General features: G+C 71.2%; 21 protein-coding genes and 1 tRNA gene. 4 read left to right on the top strand and 18 right to left on the bottom strand.

Annotation, left to right across the window (positions count from 1 at the left end; translation table 11 throughout):
* The first annotated feature begins 46 nt into the window (after positions 1 to 46).
* Both ABZ434_RS03215 and ABZ434_RS03210 read left to right on the top strand, forming a co-directional pair.
* On the top strand, positions 47 to 505 hold the full coding sequence (locus ABZ434_RS03215) for an SSI family serine proteinase inhibitor (RefSeq protein WP_359131718.1): 459 nt from the start codon (positions 47 to 49) through the stop codon (positions 503 to 505).
* A gap of 213 nt (positions 506 to 718) precedes the next feature.
* The gene (locus ABZ434_RS03210) at positions 719 to 4,900 is read left to right on the top strand and encodes a PAS domain-containing protein (protein WP_359131717.1); all 4,182 of its coding nucleotides are present in this window, start codon (positions 719 to 721) and stop codon (positions 4,898 to 4,900) included.
* Positions 4,901 to 4,984: 84 nt separating this feature from the next.
* Here ABZ434_RS03210 and ABZ434_RS03205 read toward each other — a convergent pair whose 3' ends face one another.
* The 8 genes from ABZ434_RS03205 to ABZ434_RS03170 all read right to left on the bottom strand — a co-directional run bounded on the left by ABZ434_RS03205 (position 4,985) and on the right by ABZ434_RS03170 (position 13,534).
* Positions 4,985 to 6,634, bottom strand: coding sequence for a long-chain fatty acid--CoA ligase (locus ABZ434_RS03205; protein WP_359131715.1), 1,650 nt, complete (start codon positions 6,632 to 6,634; stop codon positions 4,985 to 4,987).
* Positions 6,635 to 6,986: 352 nt separating this feature from the next.
* Positions 6,987 to 7,631, bottom strand: a complete 645-nt coding sequence (locus ABZ434_RS03200; RefSeq protein WP_359131714.1) for a SigE family RNA polymerase sigma factor — start codon at positions 7,629 to 7,631, stop codon at positions 6,987 to 6,989.
* A gap of 195 nt (positions 7,632 to 7,826) precedes the next feature.
* Positions 7,827 to 8,993 (bottom strand): lipid-transfer protein, encoded by a 1,167-nt coding sequence (locus ABZ434_RS03195; RefSeq protein WP_359131713.1) that lies wholly within the window; start codon positions 8,991 to 8,993, stop codon positions 7,827 to 7,829.
* A complete protein-coding gene (locus tag ABZ434_RS03190; protein ID WP_359131711.1) occupies positions 8,990 to 9,385 on the bottom strand; it encodes a MaoC family dehydratase in 396 nt (131 codons plus the stop codon). The genes ABZ434_RS03195 and ABZ434_RS03190 overlap by 4 nt, the downstream gene beginning before the upstream one ends.
* Positions 9,382 to 10,668 carry an acyl-CoA dehydrogenase family protein gene (locus ABZ434_RS03185; protein WP_359131709.1) on the bottom strand — a complete coding sequence of 429 codons (1,287 nt, stop codon included), beginning with the start codon at positions 10,666 to 10,668 and terminating at the stop codon, positions 9,382 to 9,384. Before ABZ434_RS03185 ends, ABZ434_RS03190 begins: the two co-directional genes overlap by 4 nt.
* A 1-nt stretch (position 10,669) precedes the next feature.
* Entirely contained in the window at positions 10,670 to 11,668 is a 999-nt protein-coding gene (locus ABZ434_RS03180) for a bifunctional MaoC family dehydratase N-terminal/OB-fold nucleic acid binding domain-containing protein (protein WP_359131707.1), read from the bottom strand.
* The gene (locus ABZ434_RS03175; protein ID WP_359131705.1) at positions 11,665 to 12,840 is read right to left on the bottom strand and encodes an acyl-CoA dehydrogenase family protein; all 1,176 of its coding nucleotides are present in this window, start codon (positions 12,838 to 12,840) and stop codon (positions 11,665 to 11,667) included. The genes ABZ434_RS03180 and ABZ434_RS03175 overlap by 4 nt, the downstream gene beginning before the upstream one ends.
* A gap of 382 nt (positions 12,841 to 13,222) precedes the next feature.
* Entirely contained in the window at positions 13,223 to 13,534 is a 312-nt protein-coding gene (locus ABZ434_RS03170) for a hypothetical protein (RefSeq protein ID WP_359131703.1), read from the bottom strand.
* A 304-nt stretch (positions 13,535 to 13,838) separates the two neighbouring features.
* Between ABZ434_RS03170 and ABZ434_RS03165 the strand changes: the two genes are divergently transcribed.
* Both ABZ434_RS03165 and ABZ434_RS03160 read left to right on the top strand, forming a co-directional pair.
* Positions 13,839 to 14,717, top strand: a complete 879-nt coding sequence (locus ABZ434_RS03165) for a bifunctional DNA primase/polymerase (protein WP_359131702.1) — start codon at positions 13,839 to 13,841, stop codon at positions 14,715 to 14,717.
* A 251-nt stretch (positions 14,718 to 14,968) separates the two neighbouring features.
* Positions 14,969 to 15,448 (top strand): hypothetical protein, encoded by a 480-nt coding sequence (locus ABZ434_RS03160; RefSeq protein WP_359131701.1) that lies wholly within the window; start codon positions 14,969 to 14,971, stop codon positions 15,446 to 15,448.
* Between the two features lie 456 nt (positions 15,449 to 15,904).
* Here ABZ434_RS03160 and ABZ434_RS03155 read toward each other — a convergent pair.
* From ABZ434_RS03155 to ABZ434_RS03110, 10 genes are all read right to left on the bottom strand, one after another.
* Positions 15,905 to 15,989: transfer RNA gene (locus ABZ434_RS03155), tRNA-Ser, on the bottom strand.
* Between the two features lie 712 nt (positions 15,990 to 16,701).
* On the bottom strand, positions 16,702 to 17,841 hold the full coding sequence (locus ABZ434_RS03150; protein WP_359131699.1) for a tyrosine-type recombinase/integrase: 1,140 nt from the start codon (positions 17,839 to 17,841) through the stop codon (positions 16,702 to 16,704).
* Positions 17,841 to 18,062, bottom strand: a complete 222-nt coding sequence (locus ABZ434_RS03145) for a helix-turn-helix domain-containing protein (protein ID WP_359131697.1) — start codon at positions 18,060 to 18,062, stop codon at positions 17,841 to 17,843. Before ABZ434_RS03145 ends, ABZ434_RS03150 begins: the two co-directional genes overlap by 1 nt.
* The gene (gene repSA, locus ABZ434_RS03140; protein WP_359131695.1) at positions 18,056 to 19,471 is read right to left on the bottom strand and encodes a replication initiator protein RepSA; all 1,416 of its coding nucleotides are present in this window, start codon (positions 19,469 to 19,471) and stop codon (positions 18,056 to 18,058) included. The genes ABZ434_RS03145 and repSA overlap by 7 nt, the downstream gene beginning before the upstream one ends.
* Positions 19,472 to 19,562: 91 nt before the next feature.
* Positions 19,563 to 19,877 carry a SpdD-like protein gene (locus ABZ434_RS03135; protein WP_359131693.1) on the bottom strand — a complete coding sequence of 105 codons (315 nt, stop codon included), beginning with the start codon at positions 19,875 to 19,877 and terminating at the stop codon, positions 19,563 to 19,565.
* A 27-nt stretch (positions 19,878 to 19,904) separates the two neighbouring features.
* Positions 19,905 to 20,060, bottom strand: coding sequence for a hypothetical protein (locus ABZ434_RS03130; RefSeq protein ID WP_328895177.1), 156 nt, complete (start codon positions 20,058 to 20,060; stop codon positions 19,905 to 19,907).
* Positions 20,061 to 20,072: 12 nt separating this feature from the next.
* Positions 20,073 to 20,264, bottom strand: a complete 192-nt coding sequence (locus ABZ434_RS03125; protein ID WP_003967784.1) for a mobile element transfer protein — start codon at positions 20,262 to 20,264, stop codon at positions 20,073 to 20,075.
* Between the two features lie 5 nt (positions 20,265 to 20,269).
* A complete protein-coding gene (locus ABZ434_RS03120) occupies positions 20,270 to 20,455 on the bottom strand; it encodes a hypothetical protein (protein WP_359131691.1) in 186 nt (61 codons plus the stop codon).
* 18 nt (positions 20,456 to 20,473) lie between these two features.
* Positions 20,474 to 21,127, bottom strand: a complete 654-nt coding sequence (locus tag ABZ434_RS03115; RefSeq protein WP_359131689.1) for a DUF2637 domain-containing protein — start codon at positions 21,125 to 21,127, stop codon at positions 20,474 to 20,476.
* Positions 21,127 to 21,312: a hypothetical protein gene (locus tag ABZ434_RS03110; protein WP_359131688.1), complete on the bottom strand. Its 186-nt coding sequence runs from the start codon at positions 21,310 to 21,312 to the stop codon at positions 21,127 to 21,129. Before ABZ434_RS03110 ends, ABZ434_RS03115 begins: the two co-directional genes overlap by 1 nt.
* Positions 21,313 to 21,338: the final 26 nt, after the last annotated feature.

Raw genomic sequence — 21,338 nt, 5'->3', positions numbered from 1 at the left:
TCGTCGCCGGCCGGTGCCGGCGACACGTACGACCACAGGAGCCCGCATGATGCGCCGTCTCGTCCTCACCGCCGTCGTGTCGCTGGCCGCGCTGTCCGCCGCGGCCCCCGCGGCAACGGCCGTGGCCGGTCCCCTTCCGTTGCCGTTGCCGCTGCCCGTGCTGCAGAACGACGAGGCCGGCACGCATCTCACCGTGGTCGTCTCCGGGTCGGGGAACCCGGAAGCCGACGGAACGTACGAGCTGGACTGCGACCCGGCCGGCGGCACCCACCCCGTGGCGCAGCAGGCCTGCGACCGGCTGGCGCAGCTTCCGGGCGAGAGCGCGGATCCGTTCGCGCCGGTGTCCCGGAGCGCGATGTGCACGCAGCAGTTCGGCGGCGGGGCCACCGCCCGGATCACCGGGACCTGGGAGGGGCGAAGCATCGACTCCTCGTTCGAGCGGACCAACGGATGCGAGATCGGCCGCTGGAACAGCCTGCGGCCGGTGCTCCCGAACGTCCGGTGAGCTGCGGCTGCACCCGTTCCCGGGCCGCCCGCGGGGCACGTAATGGGCCAGAGTCGTACACCGTATGCACAGAACCTTGGTGAGAGCTCCCCCTCATCCGCCGCCCCTTGCCCCTCCCCTGCCTTTAGACTCCTCCAGTGACAGCCTGAGGCCCGAGGGGCAAGATGGGGCCCGCTGTCGGCAAGGTGCAGTAATCAGGGAGGAAGCGTCGTCGTGAGCAGCAGGCCATCTCGAGGCGCTGCTCGCCTCGCAGCCATACTCGACGCCCTGCCGGACGGGCTTCTGCTCGTCAACTGCAACGGTACGGTCGTCAACGCCAACACCATCGCCCTCGAAATGTTCGAGACGCCGGGCACCGCGCTCGTCGGTCGCGGACTGCTCGATCTGCTGCCGGAGTTCGACTCCAAGCTGATCCCGGGGTCGATGCGAAGGCCGGAGGCTGCGGACGAGCGGGGCCGGACCAAGCCCACGCGGATGACCGCGCGGCGTACCGACGGCGTCGAGTACCCCGTCGAGGTGACCAGCGCCAGCCTGGAGGACGGGCAGGCGGCGTACACCGACGTCCAGAGCTCCTACGGCGGCAGCTATACGGGTGACGAGCTGCTGATGCTCGTCGTGCGCGACCTGTCGGGCACCGTCGACACCGAGGCCGAGCTGGCCCGGTCGCAGCGCCAGACCGAGATGATCCTGCGGGCCGCGTCCGAGGGCGTCGTCGGCACGGACACGGACGGCCGTGTCGTGCTCGTCAATCCCGCCGCCGCCCAGATCCTCGGCTTCCGCGCCACCGACCTGGGCGGCCAGGAGCTGCACCCCCTGATCCTGCACTCACGGGCCGAAGGCGAACCGTTCCCGTACGAGGAGTCGCCGCTGGCCGACACCCTCAAGTCGGGGCGCAAGCACCGGGTGCGCGGGCAGGTCCTGTGGTCCAAGAGCGGTGCGCAGGTGCCCGTCGACCTGACCACCGCGCCCGTGCGGGACGGCGACCAGCTGGTCGGCGCGGTCATGACGTTCACCGACCGCCGGCCGTACGAGGAGCTCGACAAGAAGCGCAGGAGCGAGGTCGCCGAGCTGACCGCGAGCCACACCGCGGAGCTCAAGGACCTCACCGAGCGGCACACCGCCGAAGTCACCGGACTGACGGAACAGCACGCGGCCGAACTGGCGGACCGCACCGAGCGGTACGCCTCCGAGCTGGAGGAGCAGGCCGAGCGGCTGGCCGACCTGTCCGCCCGGCACACCCAGCTGACCGCCGTGCTCGGCGAGTCGCTGCGCGGGCCGCTGGAGGAACTGCGCGGTGAGCTGTCCGTGCTCGCCGCCGACCCGGCCGGCCAGCTGTGGCCCGAGGCGAACCAGATCCTGCACCACCTGGCCGCGGGCTATGCCCGGATGACGACGCTCGTCGACAACGTGCTGAGCTACCAGCGCCTGGACGGCGGTTCCGAGGCGCTCGTCAAGACGAACGTGCTGCTCGACGGCGTGGTGACCGCCGGCATCGACGCCGCCGTCGAGCTGATCGGCCCCGGACGTGCCCAGTTCGCCGTGCACGCCCCTCCGATCGAGGCCGAGGTCGACGCGGGACGGCTGGTGACCGCGCTCGCGCATCTGGTCGCGGACGTCGCCGGGGTCGACTCGACCGGCAAGGCCCGGCTGGTGCCGGGTGGCGGGTACGTCGACTCGACGATCGTCGTGGCAGCGGCACAGCGCGGTGACGTCGTACGCATCGAGGTGCGCGGCCCGTTCGCCGGCGGGGACCCGGTGCACGAGCCGATCGTGCGCGGGATCGTGCGGGCGCACGGCGGCGTGCTCCAGACGCACGAGATGCCGGGGATGAGCGGCAGCGCGTACGTACTCGAAGTCCCGCTCGGCGCGGGTGCGGGGACCGTGATGCCCCCGATGGCCCCCGAGGCCGCCATGGTTCCGCATGCCCCCGAGGCCGCCGTGGTCCCGCCGGTCCCCGAGGCCGTGGGCGATGCCGGGGCGTCGAGTGATCTCGCGGTCCCCGAGGGCGGCAGGCGTGGACGCCGGGCGCGCCGGGGCTCCACGGATGCCTTCCTGGAGGCCCCCGTCGGCGGCTCCGACGGCACCGGCGAGCTCGGGGCGGCCGACACCGGGGCGGTCGAGCCGACCGGGCGCCGGCGTGCGCGCCGGGAGGCGGGGGCTCCCCCCGCGCCCGAGTCCGTCGAAGCATCCGCGAACGCGCCCGCGCCCGATGCGGTGGGCCCGCACGAACTCGTTCCCGCCCCGCAGGGAAGCGGCTCCGGCCGCAGGCGCGGCCGGCCCAGCCCGGCCGAGACTGGTGGCCCGGCCGGTGCCGGGCAGCAGGGGCCGGGCCAGGCTCTCGCCCTGCCCGCGGCGCCCGCGCCTTCGGAGGGATCCGTGGTGACGGCTGCCGAGGGCGCGCAGGGGGCAGGCGGCCGCCCGCAGCGCGGTCAGACCGTCCCGCCGCAGGGTGTTCCGGCCGAGGCGCCGGTGCCGGTGCCGGCAGGCGGGCAGCGGACGCACCGGGGCGGCGAGAACCAGCTGGCGCTCCCGGCCGCCGGCGCCACCGTGGAGGCCGCGGGCCCTGCGGCCTTCGCCGGCCAGGACGGAACCGCCCGGACGCACGGACAGTCGCCGCACGAGCAGGCACAGGCCGGTGCGCCCGCCCAGCAGCCGACCGGCCGTCGTGCCCGGCGCGCACTCTCGGCCGCCCAGGACCGGGCCGCCCAGGCCGAGGCGGGCCCGCGCGTCCCCTTCGCGCTCCCGCCGGCGGACGCCGACCGGGTGCCTCCCCTCGCCGGTGAAGCGGACGCTTCGCCGCCCGGGCGCCATGACGCGGTCTCCGCCGCGCCGGAGCACGACCACACCCCGCCGCAGGCACACCCGATCCCGACCGGGCGGCGGCGCGCCAGGCACGCCGACGCCCCTCAGCCTCCGCTGGAGCCTCAGGGCGGACCGGTAGGCCCCTCCGACCAGCCGTCCCCGCCCGCACAGCCCGGCGGCTGGGGCGCGGACGACACGACGGGGCAGGGCTTCGCCGCCCCGGAAGGGCCCGACGGTGGCCCCGTCCTGCCCGCGCCGGGCCCGACCACTCACACCACCGGCACGACCGCGGCCGGCAACGCCCGCGGTTCCGCTCCCGAGGGCGCTGACGGCGTTGCGGACCAGGCCGGCCCGGCGGACCTGCCCGCCCCTGACGGAAGCCGTCCGCGGACGCTCTCGCAGGGTCCGGACGCCCGGCGCCAGCCGCTGCCCGCCGAGGCGCCCATGCCCGGGTCGCCGGACTCGACACAGGGGCGCGCGTTCAGTGTGCGGACGCTGGGGCAGGGCGTGCCGTTCGCCCAGCACCTCGCCCACCAGCAGAACCAGACGCTCGGCGGGGCGGGCGGGGCCGGGCGGCGCCGCAAGCTCGCCGCGCCGCCCGAGGGTGACCGCAACGAACGCGCCGCCCTGCCGGCCGCCACGCCGCCCGCCACCGTCCCGCAGCCGCCCGCCCCGCAGACGGGCACCGGAGGCACCGTGCAGGGCCAGGGTTCGGGGCAGTTGCTCGCCGCTCCGGCGGCCGAAGGACGCGCGTACGCGATCGGGGCGCCCGACGAGGGCGCCGTCGAGGGACCGGAGCCCCTGGACGGACCCGGCGGCGCCGTCGAGGTCGCCAACCGCCCGTCCCCGCAGCCCGTCGACGACGAACTGCCCCCGGAGCCGCTGGACAACCCGCGACGGCTCCTGGTCTGGCCGGCCCCCGACGTCCCGACCCAGCAGGCACTGAGCGACCGCGGCTACCGGCCGGTGATCGTGCACTCGCGCGAAGAGGTCGACGCGCAGATCGCGGCGTTCCCCGCCGCGCTCTTCGTGGACCCGCTGACCGGCCCCATCACCCGCAAGGCCCTGCAGTCGCTGCGCCAGGCGGCGGTGGCTGCCGAGGTGCCGGTGCTGGTGACCGCAGGTCTGGGACAGGCCTCGCGGGAGGCCGCGTACGGCGCCGACCCCGCCGTGCTCCTGAAGGCCCTCGCCCCGCGCGACAGCGAACAGCACCCGCCGCGCGTCCTGTTGATCGAGGAGCACGAGGAGATCGCGATCGCGCTCACGCAGACGCTGGAGCGGCGCGGCATGCAGGTCGCCTGCGCCGCGACGGACAGCGAGGCGGTCTCGCTCGCGACCCGGATGCGGCCGAACCTGGTGGTGATGGACCTGATGCAGGTACGCCGCCGCCGCGCCGGCATCGTCGACTGGCTGCGCGCCAACGGCCAGCTGAACCGCACCCCACTGGTCGTGTACACCTCGGCCGGCATGGATCCCTCGGAGCTGCCGAAGCTGAGTTCGGGCGAGACGGTCCTCTTCCTGGCCGAGCGCTCGACGAGCGACGAGGTGCAGTCCCGCATCGTCGACCTGCTCGCGAAGATCGGCACGAACTGACCGCCTCCGGCGGCGGAGCACGGACATGACGAGGGCGGTACGGGTGATCCCGTACCGCCCTCGTCATGTCCGTGGGTCCTGGGTTCAGAGCTGGGTGATGTCCAGCTCGCCCGCCGCGTACTGCTTGCGGATGACCTTCTTGTCGAACTTCCCGACGCTCGTCTTCGGAACGGACGCGATGACCGACCAGCGCTCCGGCAGCTGCCACTTGGCGATGCCGGACTCGGCGAGGAACGCCTTCAGCGCCTCGTAGTCGGCGGTGGCACCCTCCTTGAGGACGACGGTCGCGAGCGGTCGCTCGCCCCACCTGTCGTCGGGGACTGCCACGACCGCGGCCTCGGCCACGTCCGGGTGCGCCATCAGTGCGTTCTCCAGCTCGACACTGGAGATCCATTCGCCACCGGACTTGATGACGTCCTTGGCCCTGTCCGTGAGCGTGAGGAAGCCGTCGGGGCTGATCACGCCGACGTCGCCGGTCTTCAGCCAGCCGTCCTCGCTGAACTTGTCCTCGGGCCGCAGCGCCTCCCCGTCGGCCCCGCCGTAGTACGCACCGGCGATCCAGGCACCGCGTACCTCCAGTTCACCTGCGGACTCGCCGTCCCACGACAGGTGTTCGCCGGCGGGACCGACCAGCCGCGCCTCGACACCGGCCGGGAAGCGGCCCTGTGTGATGCGGTAGGGCCACTCCTGCTCCTCGGTCAGCCCGGCGGGCGGGTTGGCCATGGTGCCGAGCGGCGAGGTCTCCGTCATGCCCCAGGCGTGGCAGAGGCGGACGCCGAGCTTGTCGTACGCCTCCATGAGGGAGGGCGGACAGGCCGCACCGCCGATGGTGACGTTGCCCAGCGAGGTGAGGTCGCGCGGATTGGCCGTGACCTCGGCGAGCAGCCCCTGCCAGATGGTGGGGACGGCCGCGGCGTGGCTCGGCCGTTCGCGCTCGATCATGTCGGCGAGCGGGGCGGGCTGCAGGAAGCGGTCCGGCATCAGCATGTTGACGCCGGACATGAACGTGGCGTGCGGCAGTCCCCAGGCGTTGACGTGGAACTGGGGCACGACCACCAGAGTGGTGTCCCGGTCCGTGAGGCCCATCGACTCGGACATGTTGACCTGCATGGAGTGCAGGTAGATCGAACGGTGGGAGTAGACGACCCCCTTGGGGTCCCCGGTGGTGCCGGAGGTGTAGCACATGGCGGCTGCCTGGCGCTCGTCCAGCTCTGGCCAGTCGTAGCTGGTGGGACGGCCGGAGATCAGTTCCTCGTACTCGTGCACCCGCACCGCGGCGCCGTCCAGGAGGGAGCGGTCACCGGGACCCGCGACGACCACGTGCTCCAGCGAGGTCAGCTGGGGGAGCAGCGGGGCGAGGAGCGGCAGCAGGGAACCGTTGACGATGACGACCTTGTCGTCGGCGTGCTTGACGACCCAGACCAGCTGCTCGGCGGGAAGCCGCAGGTTGAGGGTGTGGAGCACGGCGCCCATCGACGGGATGGCGAGGTACGCCTCCACGTGTTCGGCGTTGTTCCACATGAGTGTGGCGACGCGCTGGTCACCGTCGATGCCGAGTTCGTCGTGCAGGGCGTGGGCGAGCTGGGTGGCCCGCCGGCCGACCTCGGCGAAACTCCGCCGCTGCGGCTCGGGCTCTCCGGTCCAGGTCGTGACCTGCGACTTCCCGTGGATGGTCATCCCATGGCTCAGGATGCGGGTGACAGTCAGCGGTACGTCCTGCATGGTGCTGAGCACGGCGTCCTCCCGGTGGGCGCTACGCGGCAGTAAGGTTCCGCTGATTCTGCGCACATACCGCTCGGTATGTCACTACTCCCGGGGGAACGAATCGGTGTCGTCCGGCAAATTCACACCAGCCGGGCAGACTGGAAAGTGCTCCTCGACATGTCCGTGACATGCAGGTCAGCGATATGTCCGCGCGGCGTGCACGGCCCAAGGCGACCCGCCGATCACGCAGCAGGCCCTCGCACGCCCACCCGGCCCAGGGCCATCGGTCGCACACCCACCGGGCCCAGGGCCAGCGGTCGCACACCCACCGGGCCCAGGGCCAGCGGTCGCACGTCCGTCCGTCGCGGGGGGGGCAGTCGGGTCAGCGGACGGGCGCCAGCTCAGGATCCTGGCGCAGTTTGCCGAGCGCCCGGGACACCGCGCTCTTGACCGTGCCGATGGACACCCCGAGCACCTCGGCGGTCTGCGCCTCGCTGAGGTCCTCGTAGTACCGCAGGACGACCATCGCCCGCTGACGGTCGGGGAGCTTCAGCACGGCACGCCACATGGCGTCGTGCAGCGTCTGCTGCTCGGCCGGGTCGGGCCCGGGCACGCTCTCCTGTTCCGGCAGCTCGTCGCAGGCGAACTCGTCGACCTTGCGCTTGCGCCACTGCGACGTACGCGTGTTCAGCAGAGCCCTGCGGACATAGCCGTCGAGCGCCCGGTGGTCCTCGATCCGCTCCCAGGCGACGTACGTCTTGGTCAGCGCGGTCTGCAGCAGGTCCTCGGCGTCGCTGGGATTCGCGGTGAGCGAGCGGGCGGCACGCAGCAGCACCGGACCGCGGGCCTGCACGAAGGACGTGAACGACGGATACGGAACGTACGGCGCGCGTGCGCCGTGCGTCGAACGCGCGGTTACCGGGGTGCGCGTGGTGGCATGGGCGCGTGGGACCGCATGGCTCCGCGGGACGGCCGAGGTGGTGGCAGCGGCTCCCCTGGAGGCGCCCGTGCAGACTGGCGTGGTCATAACTCCACGCTAGGAGCGGGCGCCCCCGCGGGGATCGCCCCCAGGTCCCTAAACGGCGTCCGCCTCAGGGTGTAGGGGTAGGGCCACCTCCACCTCCTGTAGGTGGAGGTGGCACTCCTTCTGTCCTCAGGGTCGCCCCCGAGACCGCCGAACCGGGCCCCCGGCTCTTCCTCCACGGGCCCGGCCCGTCGCCGCTCACCCCGTCCGGCCCAGCACGAGACCCGAGGTCGGCACCCCCGTGCCTGCCGTGACCAGGGAGGTGCCCGCTCCGGGTATCTGGTTCACCGAGGTCCCCCGGACCTGGCGCACCGCCTCCGCGATGCCGTTCATCCCGTGCAGATAGGCCTCCCCCAGCTGACCGCCGTGGGTGTTCAGGGGCAGGGCGTCGGCGGCCACGAAGTCCGCGGCCTCACCCGGCCCGCAGAAGCCGAACTCCTCCAGCTGCATCAGGACGAACGGGGTGAAGTGGTCATAGAGGATCGCCACGTCGATATCGGCGGGGGCCAGGCCCGAGCTGCGCCACAGCTGGCGCGCGACGACGCCCATCTCCGGCAGCCCGGTCAGATCGTCGCGGTAGAAGCTCGTCATCTGCTCCTGCGCCCGCCCCGCGCCCTGGGCGGCCGCGACGATCACCGCGGGCGGCTGCCGCAGGTCGCGGGCCCGTTCCGCACTGGTGACGACGATCGCCTGCCCGCCATCGGTCTCCTGACAGCAGTCGAGCAGCCGCAGGGGTTCGACGATCCAGCGGGAATCCGCATGGTCGGCGAGGGTGATCGGCTTCCCGTAGAAGTACGCCGCCGGGTTGCTGGCCGCATGGCGCCGGTCGGTGACCGCGACATGCCCGAAGGCCTCCGGCGTCAGTCCGTACGTGTGCAGGTACCGCTGAGCCGCCATGGCCACCCAGGAGGCGGGCGTCAGCAGCCCGAAGGGAAGGTTCCAGCCGAGGGCGGTTCCCTCGGCCGTGGGCTCCCGCTCCTGGACCCCGGAGCCGAAGCGGCGCCCCGACCGCTCGTTGAAGGCCCGGTAGCAGACGACCACGTCGGCCACCCCGCAGGCCACGGCGAGTGCCGCCTGCTGGACCGTGGCACAGGCGGCACCGCCGCCGTAGTGGATGCGCGAGAAGAACGACAGCTCCCCGATGCCGGCCGCCTGGGCGACGGTGATCTCGGGGCTGGTGTCCATGGTGAAGGTGACCAGTCCATCGACATCGGCGGGCGCGAGCCCCGCGTCGTCGAGCGCCGCGTGTACCGCCTCGACGGCCAGTTTGAGTTCGCTGCGGCCCGAGGCCTTGGAGAACTCCGTCGCTCCGATCCCCGCCACCGCCGCCTTCCCACCGAGCGAATCGGACCTGCGCACGCTCATGCGGACCCCTCCGGGAGAGCGACGGTCACCGTGCCGGTCACATGTCTGCCGATCCCGTTGACGCCGACGACCGACACCTCCGCCGTCCCGTCGTCGGTCACCGAGGTGACCGTTCCGCTCAACACCATCGTGTCGCCCGGATAGTTGGGGACACCGAGCCTGATGGCAACCCGCCTGAGCACGGCGGAGGGCCCGAACCGGTCAGTGACGTACCGCCCGACCAGGCCGTTGGTCGTCAGGATGTTCATGAAGATGTCCGGGGACCCCTTCTCCCGCGCCAGCTCCGTGTCGTGGTGCACGTCCTGGTAGTCGCGGGAGGCGATCGCGCCCGCCACGATCAGTGTGCGGGTCACCGCGATCTCCAGCGGTGCCAGTTCCTCACCGGCCTTCACTTCGGTCCCTCCTTCACCAGTAGCTCACCGAGTTCCTGAAGTACCGTGCCGCTGCCGCCGAGATGGGCGTCGAGCTGACGCCCCCAGAGGAAGTGGCGGTGTACGGGATGGTCGAGGTCGGCACCGGTGCCGCCGTGCAGATGCTGGCCCGCGTGGACGACGCGCCTTCCGGCCTCGGACGCCCACCACGCCGCGTTGAGCGCCTGCTCCCCGTACGGCAGCCCCTCGTCGTGCCGCCATGCCGCCTCGTACGCCGTGACGCGGATCGCCTCGGTGTCCATGTACGCGTCGGCTGCCCGCAGCAGTACCGCCTGATTCGTCGAGAGGGGGCGCCCGAACTGCACGCGTGTGCCGGTGTGTTCGACCGCCCGGGCCAGCGAGCCGGCACACACCCCCGCCTGCACTCCGGCGAACGCCGTCCGGGCAGTGGCCAGCACCTCCTCGTACGCCTCCGGTCCGCCCAGCCGTTCCGCGGGTGCTCCCGCCAGCACGAGCCGCCCGGCCGACCAGGGGGCCGTGGTCTCCACGGGTTCCGTCGCCACCCCGGGGTCCGCGGTCCGCACGATCCACAAGGTCCGGTCCTCGGCCGCGACCAGGACGTGGGTGGCATCGCGCAGCCACGGAACCAGAGGAACACTCCCGTTCAGCCACCCACCCGGCTCCACGTGCACGGCGGCACTCACACCTCCGTCTGCCTCGGCGTCCGTGGCGGCACTCTGGCCACCGCGCGCTTCGGGGTGCGTGACCGCACTCCGGTCACCGCGCGCTTCGGCGTCCGTGACGGCACCCAGAGCTCCTCCCGGCCCCGGGGCCACGGTGACACCCCGGCCTCCGCCTGCCTCCGGGACCACGGCGGTACTCCGGCCTCCGCCTGCCTCCGGGACCACGGCCGCACTCAGACCTTCTCGTGTCTCCGCCTGCACGGTGCCGCAGGCCGGGAACGCCCCCGCCGCCACAGCCGTACCGTCCCGGAACGGTGCCAGCAGGCGTCCACACTGTTCGTCCGTACCGTGCTCGGCGACGGCGAGGATCCCGTACACACAACTCGCCACGAAAGGCACTTGCGCGGTCGTGCGGCCCTGCTCCTCCGCCAGCAGCACCAGCCCCAGGAGGCCGGTCTCCTCGACGGCGCCCGGCAGTCCGGCCGCGCAGAGTTCCTTCCAGAGCCCGGCGTCCGTACCGCTGCCGGCCGCCACCAGACGGTCGTGCGTCGACAGGTCCCCGAAGATCCGGGCAGCCAGCCCCTGCGCCGCAGCCTGTTCCTCGCTCGGCGTGAAATCCATGTCAGCCCTCACTTCCCCGGAAGACAGGAAGAATCAATTCCTGGTCCGCCCGCATGAACTCCAGCCGCACCGGCATGCCCACCCGAACCTTGTCGAAGGGCACGCCGACGACGTTGCTGACCATCCGGACGCCCTCCGCAAGCTCGATCAGAGCCACCGCGTACGGCCCGCCTTCGCCGTTCTCGCTGAATGCGGGGAACGGGGGGTGGTGCATCACGACGTGGCTGAAGACGGTGCCCTCACCCGAGGCCTCGACCGTGTCCCACTCGGGCGACCCGCAGGCGTTGCACCCGGGCAACCAGGGAAAACGCTTCGTGCCGCAGGCCGTGCAGCGCTGGATCAGCAGCCGGTGGGCTTGGACGCCCTCCCAGAATCCGGCGTTGTCCCGGTTGACCACGGGCCTGGACCGCAGCAGGCTTCCGTCCGACTTCGCATTCGCCTTCGCATTCGGCTTCGGCTTCGGCTTCGGCTTCGGCTTCGGTGGTGTCGGGCTCGGTGTCGGCTTCGCGGGGCGGTATTTGAGGATGCGGAAGCGGTGCGTCCCGGCGGGTTCGCCCTGGGCCCGGACGTCCATGCGTGTGGTGACGAAGTACCCCGTCCCCAGCTTCGTCGTCTTGCGCTCCGACACCGCCTCGATCACCGCGTCGAAGGTGATCCGGTCACCGGGCCGCAGGGGACACAGGTACTCCTGCTCGCTGTCGGTCGCGACCACGGAGGTGTACCCGGCCCCGTCGAGGAGTCCGAACAGTTCGTCGTAGGCCCCGCTCCGGTCCGTGTGCCCCGACAGCCCGCCCATCGTCCAGGCCTGGAGCATCGTCGGCGGGGCGACGGCGTCGGATCCCCCGTATGCAGGGTGCGCATCCCCCATCGCCTCGCACCAGTGCCTGATCATCGGTTCGTTGACCCGGTCCTTGCCGATCCCCTCCGTGGCCGCCGGACGGCCCTCGTACGCCCTGAGCCGCTCGTACAGCTCGTCCCGGACGCCCTCCCCGCCCGTCACCGCTTACCCCTCGCCATTCCGAGCCGCATCGTCGCGACGATCTCCCGCTGCACCTCGCTCACCCCGCCCCCGAAGGTGTTGATCTGTGCCGCCCGGTTCATCCGCTCCAGCTCCCCGTCCCCGAAGGAACCGGGAGAAGCACCCCGGATCATTCCGGCGTCGCCCGTCACCTCCTGGCAGATGCGATACACCTCCACGGCGCTCTCGGTCCCCGCGAACTTCACGCCGCTCGCATCGCCGGGAGCCAGTGCTCCCGCTCCCACAGCCCCCACCAGACGCCAGTTGAGCAGGCGTGTCGCCGCCAGGCGGGCGCACGCCTCGGCCAGCCGGGAGCGGACCCACGGCTCGTCGGCCGGCCGCCGCCCGGTCGCCGGGTCGGGCGTGCGGGCGAAGTCGAGCGCCTCCTCGTAGAAATCCTCGGCCTGCATGCCGATCGCGGCGAGCGCCACCCGTTCATGGTTCAGCTGGCTGGTGATCAGCCCCCAGCCGCCGTTCTCCGCTCCGACCAGGGCGGTCGCGGGCACCCGCACGCCGTCGTAGTAGGTGGCGGTCGTGGTCAGCCCGCCCACCGTCTCGATGGGCGTCCAGGTGAAGCCCGGCGCATCCGTCGGTACGAGAACGATCGAGATGCCCCGGTGCTTCGGCACATCCGGATCCGTACGGCAGGCGAGCCATATCCAGTCAGCGTTCTGCGCGTTGCTGGTGAAGATCTTCTGTCCGTCGATGACCCACGAGTCCCCGTCGCGTACGGCCCTGGTGCGCAACGCGGCAAGGTCGGTACCCGCCTCCGGCTCGCTGTAGCCGATGGCGAAGACGAGCTCGCCGGCCAGGATGCGCGGCAGGAAGTACTCCTTCTGCGCCTCGGTCCCGTACTTCATGAGCGTCGGACCGACCGTGTTGAGGGTGACCATGGAGACCGGGGCACCGGCCCGGTAGGCCTCGTCGAAGAACACGAACTGTTCATCCGCGCCGCGCCCCTGTCCCCCGTATTCGACGGGCCAGCCGAGACCGAGCATCCCGTCCGCCCCGATACGACGCAGCAGCCGCCGCTGTGCGTCCGGTCCCTGGGCTGCGGGGGCGGCGCGGCCACCGCCCGCGGGCATCACTTCGCCGAAGTAGGCGCGGAGTTCGGCGCGCAGCTCCTGCTGGCGCTCGGTCGGGGCCAGATGCACGGCGACTGCCTCCCGGGAACGGCACAAGAATCAGGGTTTCCGATCAGAGTTTCTGACTGTCCGTCAGATTCCGCTCGGCTGTCAAGGCACCGGACAGCCCCGCCTGCCCGGATCCCGGATCCCGTTCCCGCTTCCCAGCCCCCTCCGCCTACCTCCCGCCTACCTCCCGCCTTCCTCCTACCGCCCCCTTCCTCCTACGCCCCCTTCCTTCCACCGCTTACCTCCTCCCGCCTACCTCCTCCCGCTTCCCTCCTCCCGCTTCCCTCCTCCCGCACGACCCCGAAGGCCCAACGGCCCGCGTCCGCCACCGCAGTGGCGGCACGCAGGCCGCTGTTGCTCCCCGCCGTGACCCGACCCCCCGACCGGGCCACGGCAGCCCGGATCACCAGAGGTTGGTGAAGTTCACCGCCAGGTTGTGCGTGGACTGATCGATGTCCGTGAACGCCGAGCCGTTCACCTGCGCGGAGTTGCTCTGGTTCGACGCTCCGGAACCGGTGGCCTGCTGCTGCGAGGTGGACGAATTCCCGAAGTTGTCCCCGCCGACCCCGCTGCCGCTGATCGTGGCCACGCCCGCGTTCGATCCGTCGTTCGCGAACGAGCCGTTGTCGGCCTGGGCCACACCGCTGAAGAGAACTGCGGCCAGAGGCAGGGCGGCAACAACGGCGAGGGCACGAGCGGTACGGATGCTTGCCATGTCTATTCCTCCAGGAACCGAAAGTCACTCCGAACCCGGGCCAGTTGGCCGACCGCCCCGGTGATGGTCACGACGTCGCAAGATCAAAGCTGCCCATCGCCGCATCGGCGAACCACCCACACGACCCGATTCCCCCGCAAGCATGAGGAAGTGAAGGTAAACCCCCAGATCTCATGAACCCCCAGGTCAGATCGGTTCGCCACGAGCGCCCGTGCCCCAGGGGAGGAGAAGCGTTCCACCACCGAGCCACGTCCGCCCTCCACCACCCCTTCCCTTATTCGAACGTTAGTACGAACATAGAAGCATGGCCACCACCGATCGGCGTGCCGCCACCCTGGCCCTGGCCCACGCGCTCTCCGCCGCCGAGCACGGGCTCCCCGTCATACCCCTGTCCGCCACCAAACTCCCCGCCCTGCGCTCCCCACACCGTGACGAGAGCCCTTCGTCCGGCTGCCAGGGCGCCTGTGGCCGTCCGGGGCACGGCGTCCACGACGCCACCACCGACCCTGCCGCCGTACGCGCCCTCTTCGCCGCCGCCCCCTGGGCCACCGGCTACGGCATCGCCTGCGGACGGGCCCCGCACCACCTCATCGGCGTCGACCTCGACATCGACACCACCGGTAGGAACGATTCAGTAGCGGCCCTGCAGCAACTCGCCCTGCAGCATCTGTTCACCATCCCGCCGACCGTCACTGTGCTCACCCCCAGCGGCGGCCGTCACATCTGGCTGTCCGGCCCGCCCGACGTGTCCGTCCCCAACTCCGCCGGCCGCCTCGCCCCCGGCATCGACATTCGCGGCGTCGGCGGCTACCTGGTCGGGCCCGGCTCGGTCACCGCCCGCGGCGCCTACCGCCTCGTACCCGGCACCGGCACTCTCCCGCCCGCACCCTGCCCGAGCGCCCTCCTGCAGCTGCTGACACCCCCTGCCCGCCCCAGTCGGCACCCAGGCCATCCCGACCAGGGCCGCGGCCTGGTCCAGTTCGTCCTGGCCGCGGACGAGGGCCAGCGCAACACCCGGCTCTTCTGGGCGGCCTGCCGCGCCTACGAACACGGCTTCGGCGACACGTTGGCCGACGCCCTCACCCGCGCCGCCGTCCGCACCGGCCTCCCCGAACACGAGGCCCGGGCCACCATCGCCTCGGCCGCCCGCCTCACCACGACCCGCTGCGAGCCGCCACGATGAGCCCAGCCGCCCTCGAAGTCCGCCCGGAGCTGCTGGGCGGGATGCGGCGCGTCACGTCAGGCCGTCGTTCGCCGGTCGCGCGGCTTCAGGTCTCCCGCGCAGTTCAGAGGGGTATGAGGGCCCCAGTGGAAGTCATCGTCAACGATGGCATGAACGCTACGTGCGCCACGGACGTGATCGTGCCCGCTGACCGGAGATCGGCCTCTTGAATGCCCCGGACCGCGGCCCGTCGCGAAGGTACGTTGTCAATCATGGCCACCCAGATCTTCACCTTGGTCGGCGTCCTCATCGGCGCCCTGACTTCCTACTTCGCAACAACCGTGGCTGAACGGGCCAGGTTCCGCCGGGAGATGGCCACGCGGTGGGACGAGCGGAAGCTCGACACGTACATCGAATACCTGACGTGCATCAAAGAAATCCAAAGGGCCGCCATGGCTGCCGGGCGGGCCCGCGACCAAGGGACGGACGCAACGGACGCGTTGTACGAGATGGAGGAGAGCGAGAACAAGAGATCGATCCTCTTCGAGACCTTCGTCCTGCTGAGCAACGAGAAGGCTGCCACCGCTGCCCACTCGGTCAATCAGCGGACCTGGGAGTTGCTCCGCACGGCCCGGTCCCTCTCCAGCGGCGTAGCCGAACTCCGCCGTGTTCCGTTGGTAGAGGCGCTCAACGTGCTTCACGAGGCAGCGCGATCAGATCTGACGATATCGAGCAGCGCGACCGTCCAGTGAGTCCCCGTGAGCGACGCGCCACGTCCCCCACCACGTTCGTGGTCCGGGGCCGCTGAACCGAGTGAGTGGGGCGGGGACGTCAGTCCGAAGTGCCTTCCGCAGAGCCGCCACTTCTGGCGTCCGACCCGCTGACCAAAAGTCCGACGCCTCCGCCACTTGGTCGTCGCGGCCGGCGACCCGTCGGGCGTGCTGCCGGTGGTGACGCTCGCGTTCGAGTACCCGAGCCGGGGCGCAGCGGTCGTCACGCCGTACCGGTCCGCCGCCCGTGTTCCGTGCGAGACGCGGAGATCATACGGGTGACGGGCGGACCCCAACGGCTACAAGAGGCGGCGCCCAGCCGCCCCCGTGTCCCCCTGCCGAGCCCCGAGAGCGGGAAACCAGGGGGCAGCGGTGCCCGGCAGGGACCGGGCATGCCAACGGCCCCCGACCATACGTACTGGTCAGGGGCCGTTCACCTGCGGTGGGTGTGGGATTTGAACCCACGGTGACATCGCTGCCACGACGGTTTTCAAGACCGGTCGGCCATCGGTGGCGTCACCGCACAAGGCGCAGGTCAGCCCGCAACTAGCTCCTCGAATCCGGCACCTTGATTGCCGTCGTGCCCGCAGCGTGCCCCATGGGGCCGGCTCAGACCCCTTCGACGGGCTCCGACCATTCCATCGATCCGTGAGACACGGGGCGAACGAGTCGGACATACTTTTCGCGGGTCCATATCCCTCTCTTGAGCGCTCAGTTGACTCAACAAGAGAAGGGTTGTGCCATGCGCATCGCGCGAATGTGGCGGCGCCTCATCGAGGCGCTGCGATCCAGTTGGGCAGGACTGCGACAGCAGTTCGCTGAAGCCCTGAGAGCCATGCGCACACGACTGCGGTCTGAAACGACGAGCGACCGCGTGCAGCACTGGCTCTACCAGGTGTCGGTTGAGGTAGTAGGAGCTACCGCTTCCGCAGCCCTGGTCTGGATGCTGACACGCGGCCGCTGACTCCAACGGGCGGCCCCTCGCACTGCACTGACAGCATGGTCGGGGGGCACGTCCACTGTGGTGGTTGCCAAGCAACTGAAGCCTGGCCCACCCCAAGTACATCTGAGATGCACTCGATGTGACACGAGATTAGCGCGCCGAATTAGCGCGCACATAGTTTCGCGGGAATTAGTTGCCAATTAAGTGGTCACCTAATTGAGTGCACAAGTGTTCACTCAATTAGGTGACCAATACGCTGCTCAAGCGGGCCCAAGCGCCTCCGGAGCCGTTTTCACTCGTCCCCACCAAGCGTCCCGCGCTCGGGGTTGCACCCTATGAACCAGGAATCGGCAGCTTCTGCTACCTGGTCGTCGCGCCCGACTACCGGCCGAGCGTAGTGCCGGGTGGTCACGCTCGCGTTCGAGTGCCCGAGCCGGTGAGCTGCAGTCATCACGCCGTACCGGTCGGCAACCCATGTGCCATGCGAGGCGCGGAGATCATGCGGAGTGACGTCGGTCAGCCCGGCCGCCGCCACCGCAGGGTCGAAGTACGCCTTGCGCCACTGGTTGTAGCGCAGAGGCTTGCCACCGGGCGTGACGAAGAGGAGAGCCTCCTCTCCACCCGACAGCGTCTCCAGGTGCCGGCCGATCCGCGACGCGAGCGAGGGCCCGATCCGCAGGACTCGTTTCTGATGGGACTTGGGAGTGTCGAAGACGAGGGTGCCGTTCGCTTCCGCCAGGTTCTCGTCAACGACGACCAGGCCCCCGAGTACGTCGATGTCAGCCCGCCGCAGCGCGAACGCCTCACCGACCCGCAGACCCGCGTAGGCAAGCAAGGAGACCAGCAGGTCATGCGGCTTGGCCGCGCTCCGGACAACCCTCGAAGCTTCCAGCGGCGTGAGGATGTGTGGCTCGGTCTGCGGCATCCGAGGTAACTTCACGCCCCTGCACGGGGTCTGCCCGATCATCTCGTTGTCGACCGCTGCCCGCATGATCTGCGAGAGCACCCGGTACGCCTGCCTGATCCGCGACGCGCTGAGCCCCCGAGTCTTCATCGAGCCGACCCACTCGACGACGGTGATCGGCCGGAGGCTGGACAGCTCACGGTCACCGAGAGCCGGAACGATCAGAGAGTTGATCAGGGACCGATACGAGGCCTGCGTTTTGTGCTTCAGCTGCGGGGAGACAGCGGCGAGCCAGCGTGCCGACCAGTCGCGGACGGTGGTCTTTCCCTCGGCAGGGTCGAGCCAGCGGCCCTCTTCCATCTCTATGCGCTTCCGTGCCAGCCAGCGATCGGCGTCCGTCGTGGTGGCGAACGTTCGATCAGCGAAGCGCAGCACGCCGTCAGGCCCCGGGTATCGAGCCTGAAAGCGGCCGGACGGCAGCTTGCGGATCCGGCCGAAGGTGCGGCGGGACTTGCGCTTGCCGGCCATCAGGCTGCCCGCCGGTACGGCGAGGCGGGCCGCAGGATGATCGGTGCCACCGTGTGGGCACTGACGTACTCGTCCACGGCACTCTCCCGGATGCGGACGTGTCGGCCGACCTTGACGAATGCGATGCGACGTTCCTCGATGAGCCGACGCGGGAAGCGGAGACCGGTGCCGAGGCGTTCGGCGACCTGGCCCACGGTGAGCAGTCGGTCCACGGTCACCACTCCCCTTCGTCGGCGGTGCGACCGTTCAGTGCCTCGCGGGCGCTCTCACGGTTGGTCTGGAGATCACGGGCGATGGTGGCGGCAAGGGCCCCTTCGCCGGGGGTGTGCCCGTGGCCGATGTACTGCCAATCGGCCAGGACGAGGACGGTGTCCGGTTCGCGGTCGGCGAGGCCGAGGGCGGGCGCTTCCTGGGCGGCGCGGTAGTCGGCGCGTTCCTGGCGGAGGGCGCCGAGGGTCGTGGAGTACGTACGCGACTTCGACGAGAAGTGGCCGCGGAAGCCGAGCATGTGCGCCCATGCCCAGAGGCGCCGGTCCGGATAGAGGTGGTCGAGCTCACGGCATGCGGTGATGAGCCGACGGGTGTGATCGGGGACGCGGTGGCGGTCGAGTTCGGCGAGCTCGCCGATGCGGCGGTCCAGGGTGCCGGTGTTCTCGGCGGCTTTGGTGGCGTACTTGGCCACGTAGGAGGCGACTGCCTGTTCGGTGACATCGGAGCCGTCGCCGAAGGCTTTGACCGGGCGGACGTCGAGCTGTCGGCCCCAACGGAACGTCCGGGAAGGCTGGTCACAGGCAGCCGGGACCGAGACCGAGGTGTACGAGTGCGAGGCGGCGGCTCGTATCGCGTCGGTGAGGGCGTCGACCGTGGCCCAGGCGGGTGGCGGTGTGCCGGGTCCGTCCGGGCCGTCGAGGCGTACGACGGCGTGGAAGTGGAGGGCTCCGCGCTTCTGGAATTCGGCGACCTTGCCGAAGGAGACGCGGAGATGGTCGCCGAGCTCGGAGCGTCGGATGCCCGCACGGGTGGCGAGTTCGCGGCGGAGTCGGGTGGTGAAGCGCTGCCAGAGCTGCCCGGCATGGTTGTTGAAGAGCACGGCGCCCGCGTAGTCGTAGGAGTCCGGATCAAGGGCGGTGCCGAGGTCCGGGGCGTCGGTGGCGTGCGGGGTGCCGCAGCGGCAGGCGCCGCGGTCGGGGCGGTTGTGGACCGGGCCGAACGACGGGGCGGTGAGGGTGGCGAAGACGCGCGGGTGGTCGCGGACGGTGGCGGGGATGTCGCGGCGGTCGTCTCCGGCGAGGCCGGCGCGGATCAGGTGGTAGGTGTCGCCCGCGTAGGTCCACGCGCAGGAGGGGCAGCGGGAGGCGCGGCGGTTGCCACAGGCGATACGGAGGCGCCCGCCCGGTTCGTACGCGGTGGAGTAGCGGTGCAGGGTTTCGCCGCTGATCTTGTCTTTGTGGGTTACCCAGCCGCTCAGGTGGACCGGGTCGGCGCAGCCGCCGGTACGGCGAATCTGATCCTCCCAGCGGGTGTAGTCGGAGGCCGAGGCCACCCGGAGGACGTCCCCGAGGACGGCCGGGTCGAGCGTTGGGGCGGGCATGGACGGCTTCTGTGCCGAGGGTGAGGCCCGGTGGGCCATGCTGGGGATTCCTTCCGGTTGCGAGATCGATCGGTGGGGACAGCTCCCGGGCGGCGGATGCTTGGCGGTATCGAGGCCACCCGGGGGCCGGTCAGTGGCGTTTGGCGTCCGAGGCGATCAGGGAGGGCAGGACGACCGCGCAGACGGCGACCGAAGCGCTGGTGATGGCGACCGCCAGGAGCAGCGAGACCAAGACGACGCCCACGACCAGGACGACGGCGGTGCCTGCGCCGACGAGCGCGACCGCGGTGCCGGGGGTGAGCTGGACGACCGACCGGGAAGGCGCCGGGGCGGCAGCGGGTGCCGGGCCAGGCGTACCCGGGGTGATGGTGGTCGGCTGGATGGCGGCGGGCGGGGTGACCAGGCCGGTGGGCTGGGGCATGGTCGGGATCTTGGGCTGGAACATGGTTGGTTCTCCTCTCCCGGGTGCGGGCTACTTGACGGCGGTGTCGATGACGGAGGCGAAGAGGCTGTCGGCGAGGAGGTAGCCGCCGAGGAGGAGCACGCAGATCAGCCACAGCGGCGGGCGGAAGAGCTTGATGCCGAGGTAGCCGACAGCCAGCAGGGCGAACCAGAGGGGGACGTCCATGGACGCTGTCTCCTAACGGACGGTGCAGCGGTGGGTGCGAGCGGCGAGTTGGGCGGCGGTCCGGCTGGAGTAGTCGGCGGACCAGCCGCAGCGGTCGGCGGTGCAGACGGCGGCGTGGGCGGTGCGGCCGGTGCGGTCGCGGTGGGTGCCGATCTGCACGGGGCCAATCCGCATCACGGAGTGGAAGCTGTCGCGGGCGGGCATGCCGGTCAGCCCTTGTCGGTCGTGGGGTCGGGGTACTGGGCGCGAATGTTGCGGGCGGTGGCCGGGTCGTCGACGCGTCGTGCGGCTTCCTCGGCGAGCAGGTGGGCGAGGAAGGAGCGTCCGGCCGCGGCCATGTCCCGTGCTCCGTCGAGGTAGTCGGCCACGGTCAAGTCGGCGGGGTCGTTGGTCATTTCTGTTCTCCTTTGCGGTCAGCTGAGGCGGGCGGCGATGGCGTCGGCGAGGTGGGGCGGGACGCCGAGGCGGGCGCGGAGAGTGTCCGTGTCGATCGGAGAGCCGGTGCGCGTGCGGTACTCCTCGGCGACCTTGCGGGCGTGGTCGACCAGTGCGGCGGGGACCTGCGGTGCCGGGGGTGATGGCAGGGCCGGAGGCGTAGTGGCTTCCTCATCCGGGGGCGGGGCCGGGACGGCGTCAGGCGCAGGGACGGGCCCGATGTCCTCCGCGTCCGCGACGGTGGCCGGCGGAACCGGCTCCGACTCCCCCGACGAGTGCGCGAGGAGGGTGCCGCCGAGGAAGGCGAGCGCAGGCCATCCGGCGATGCCGAGGCGGAGTGGTGCGGGCGGGTCGGCCAGGTCGAGAAAGCCGGCGGTGGCGACGTTGGCACCGAGCGAGGCGAACAGTGCGACCAGGAACCAGCACCAGGCCAGCCGGGACGGTCCCTCACTACGCAGCCGACGCCAGGCGGCGACAAGGAGGAGGTCGACGCTGACCGGGTAGGCCCATGCCTTCCAGCCGTCCTGTCCGGCCGCGGCGGCGAGGTCGTGCAGGTGGGCGAAGGACAGAGCTCCGGCGATGACCGCCTGGATCAACACCGCGTCGATCCGGAGACCGTGCCGGGCGCCCATCAGGAGCCCTCAGCGGGGTCGGAGTCATCCGGGAACGTGCCCTGCGGCGGCTCCGGCAGCGACGCGGCGAGCGACGAGCTGACGGCGTCCGCGAAGTCGAGATCGGCGCCGTCCATGTCGGCGTACAGGGCAAGTTGACCGAGGAGGAGCACGGTCCGGGCGAAGTCGTCGCAGTCCGGGCACATGGCGGTTCTCCCTTCTTTGGGCATGG

It is taken from the genome of Streptomyces sp. NPDC005761 (genome assembly GCF_040630635.1).
Classification (GTDB): Bacteria; Actinomycetota; Actinomycetes; order Streptomycetales; family Streptomycetaceae; genus Streptomyces.
Note: the sequence above shows the minus strand (reverse complement) of the source record. Positions and strands in the feature narration are given on the sequence as shown.

Excerpts from the sequence above, each read along its gene's own strand:
- ABZ434_RS03185 (WP_359131709.1), bottom strand. The coding sequence starts at position 10,668 with ATGGATTTCACGCCGAGCGAGGAACAGGCTGCGGCGCAGGGGCTGGCT.
- ABZ434_RS03115 (WP_359131689.1), bottom strand. The coding sequence starts at position 21,127 with ATGGGCGCCCGGCACGGTCTCCGGATCGACGCGGTGTTGATCCAGGCG.
- ABZ434_RS03170 (WP_359131703.1), bottom strand. The coding sequence starts at position 13,534 with ATGGCAAGCATCCGTACCGCTCGTGCCCTCGCCGTTGTTGCCGCCCTG.
- ABZ434_RS03165 (WP_359131702.1), top strand. The coding sequence starts at position 13,839 with ATGGCCACCACCGATCGGCGTGCCGCCACCCTGGCCCTGGCCCACGCG.
- repSA (WP_359131695.1), bottom strand. The coding sequence starts at position 19,471 with ATGGCCCACCGGGCCTCACCCTCGGCACAGAAGCCGTCCATGCCCGCC.
- ABZ434_RS03135 (WP_359131693.1), bottom strand. The coding sequence starts at position 19,877 with ATGTTCCAGCCCAAGATCCCGACCATGCCCCAGCCCACCGGCCTGGTC.
- ABZ434_RS03130 (WP_328895177.1), bottom strand. The coding sequence starts at position 20,060 with ATGGACGTCCCCCTCTGGTTCGCCCTGCTGGCTGTCGGCTACCTCGGC.
- ABZ434_RS03215 (WP_359131718.1), top strand. The coding sequence starts at position 47 with ATGATGCGCCGTCTCGTCCTCACCGCCGTCGTGTCGCTGGCCGCGCTG.
- ABZ434_RS03160 (WP_359131701.1), top strand. The coding sequence starts at position 14,969 with ATGGCCACCCAGATCTTCACCTTGGTCGGCGTCCTCATCGGCGCCCTG.
- ABZ434_RS03120 (WP_359131691.1), bottom strand. The coding sequence starts at position 20,455 with ATGACCAACGACCCCGCCGACTTGACCGTGGCCGACTACCTCGACGGA.
- ABZ434_RS03195 (WP_359131713.1), bottom strand. The coding sequence starts at position 8,993 with ATGAGCGTGCGCAGGTCCGATTCGCTCGGTGGGAAGGCGGCGGTGGCG.
- ABZ434_RS03125 (WP_003967784.1), bottom strand. The coding sequence starts at position 20,264 with ATGCCCGCCCGCGACAGCTTCCACTCCGTGATGCGGATTGGCCCCGTG.
- ABZ434_RS03110 (WP_359131688.1), bottom strand. The coding sequence starts at position 21,312 with ATGTGCCCGGACTGCGACGACTTCGCCCGGACCGTGCTCCTCCTCGGT.
- ABZ434_RS03150 (WP_359131699.1), bottom strand. The coding sequence starts at position 17,841 with ATGGCCGGCAAGCGCAAGTCCCGCCGCACCTTCGGCCGGATCCGCAAG.
- ABZ434_RS03200 (WP_359131714.1), bottom strand. The coding sequence starts at position 7,631 with ATGACCACGCCAGTCTGCACGGGCGCCTCCAGGGGAGCCGCTGCCACC.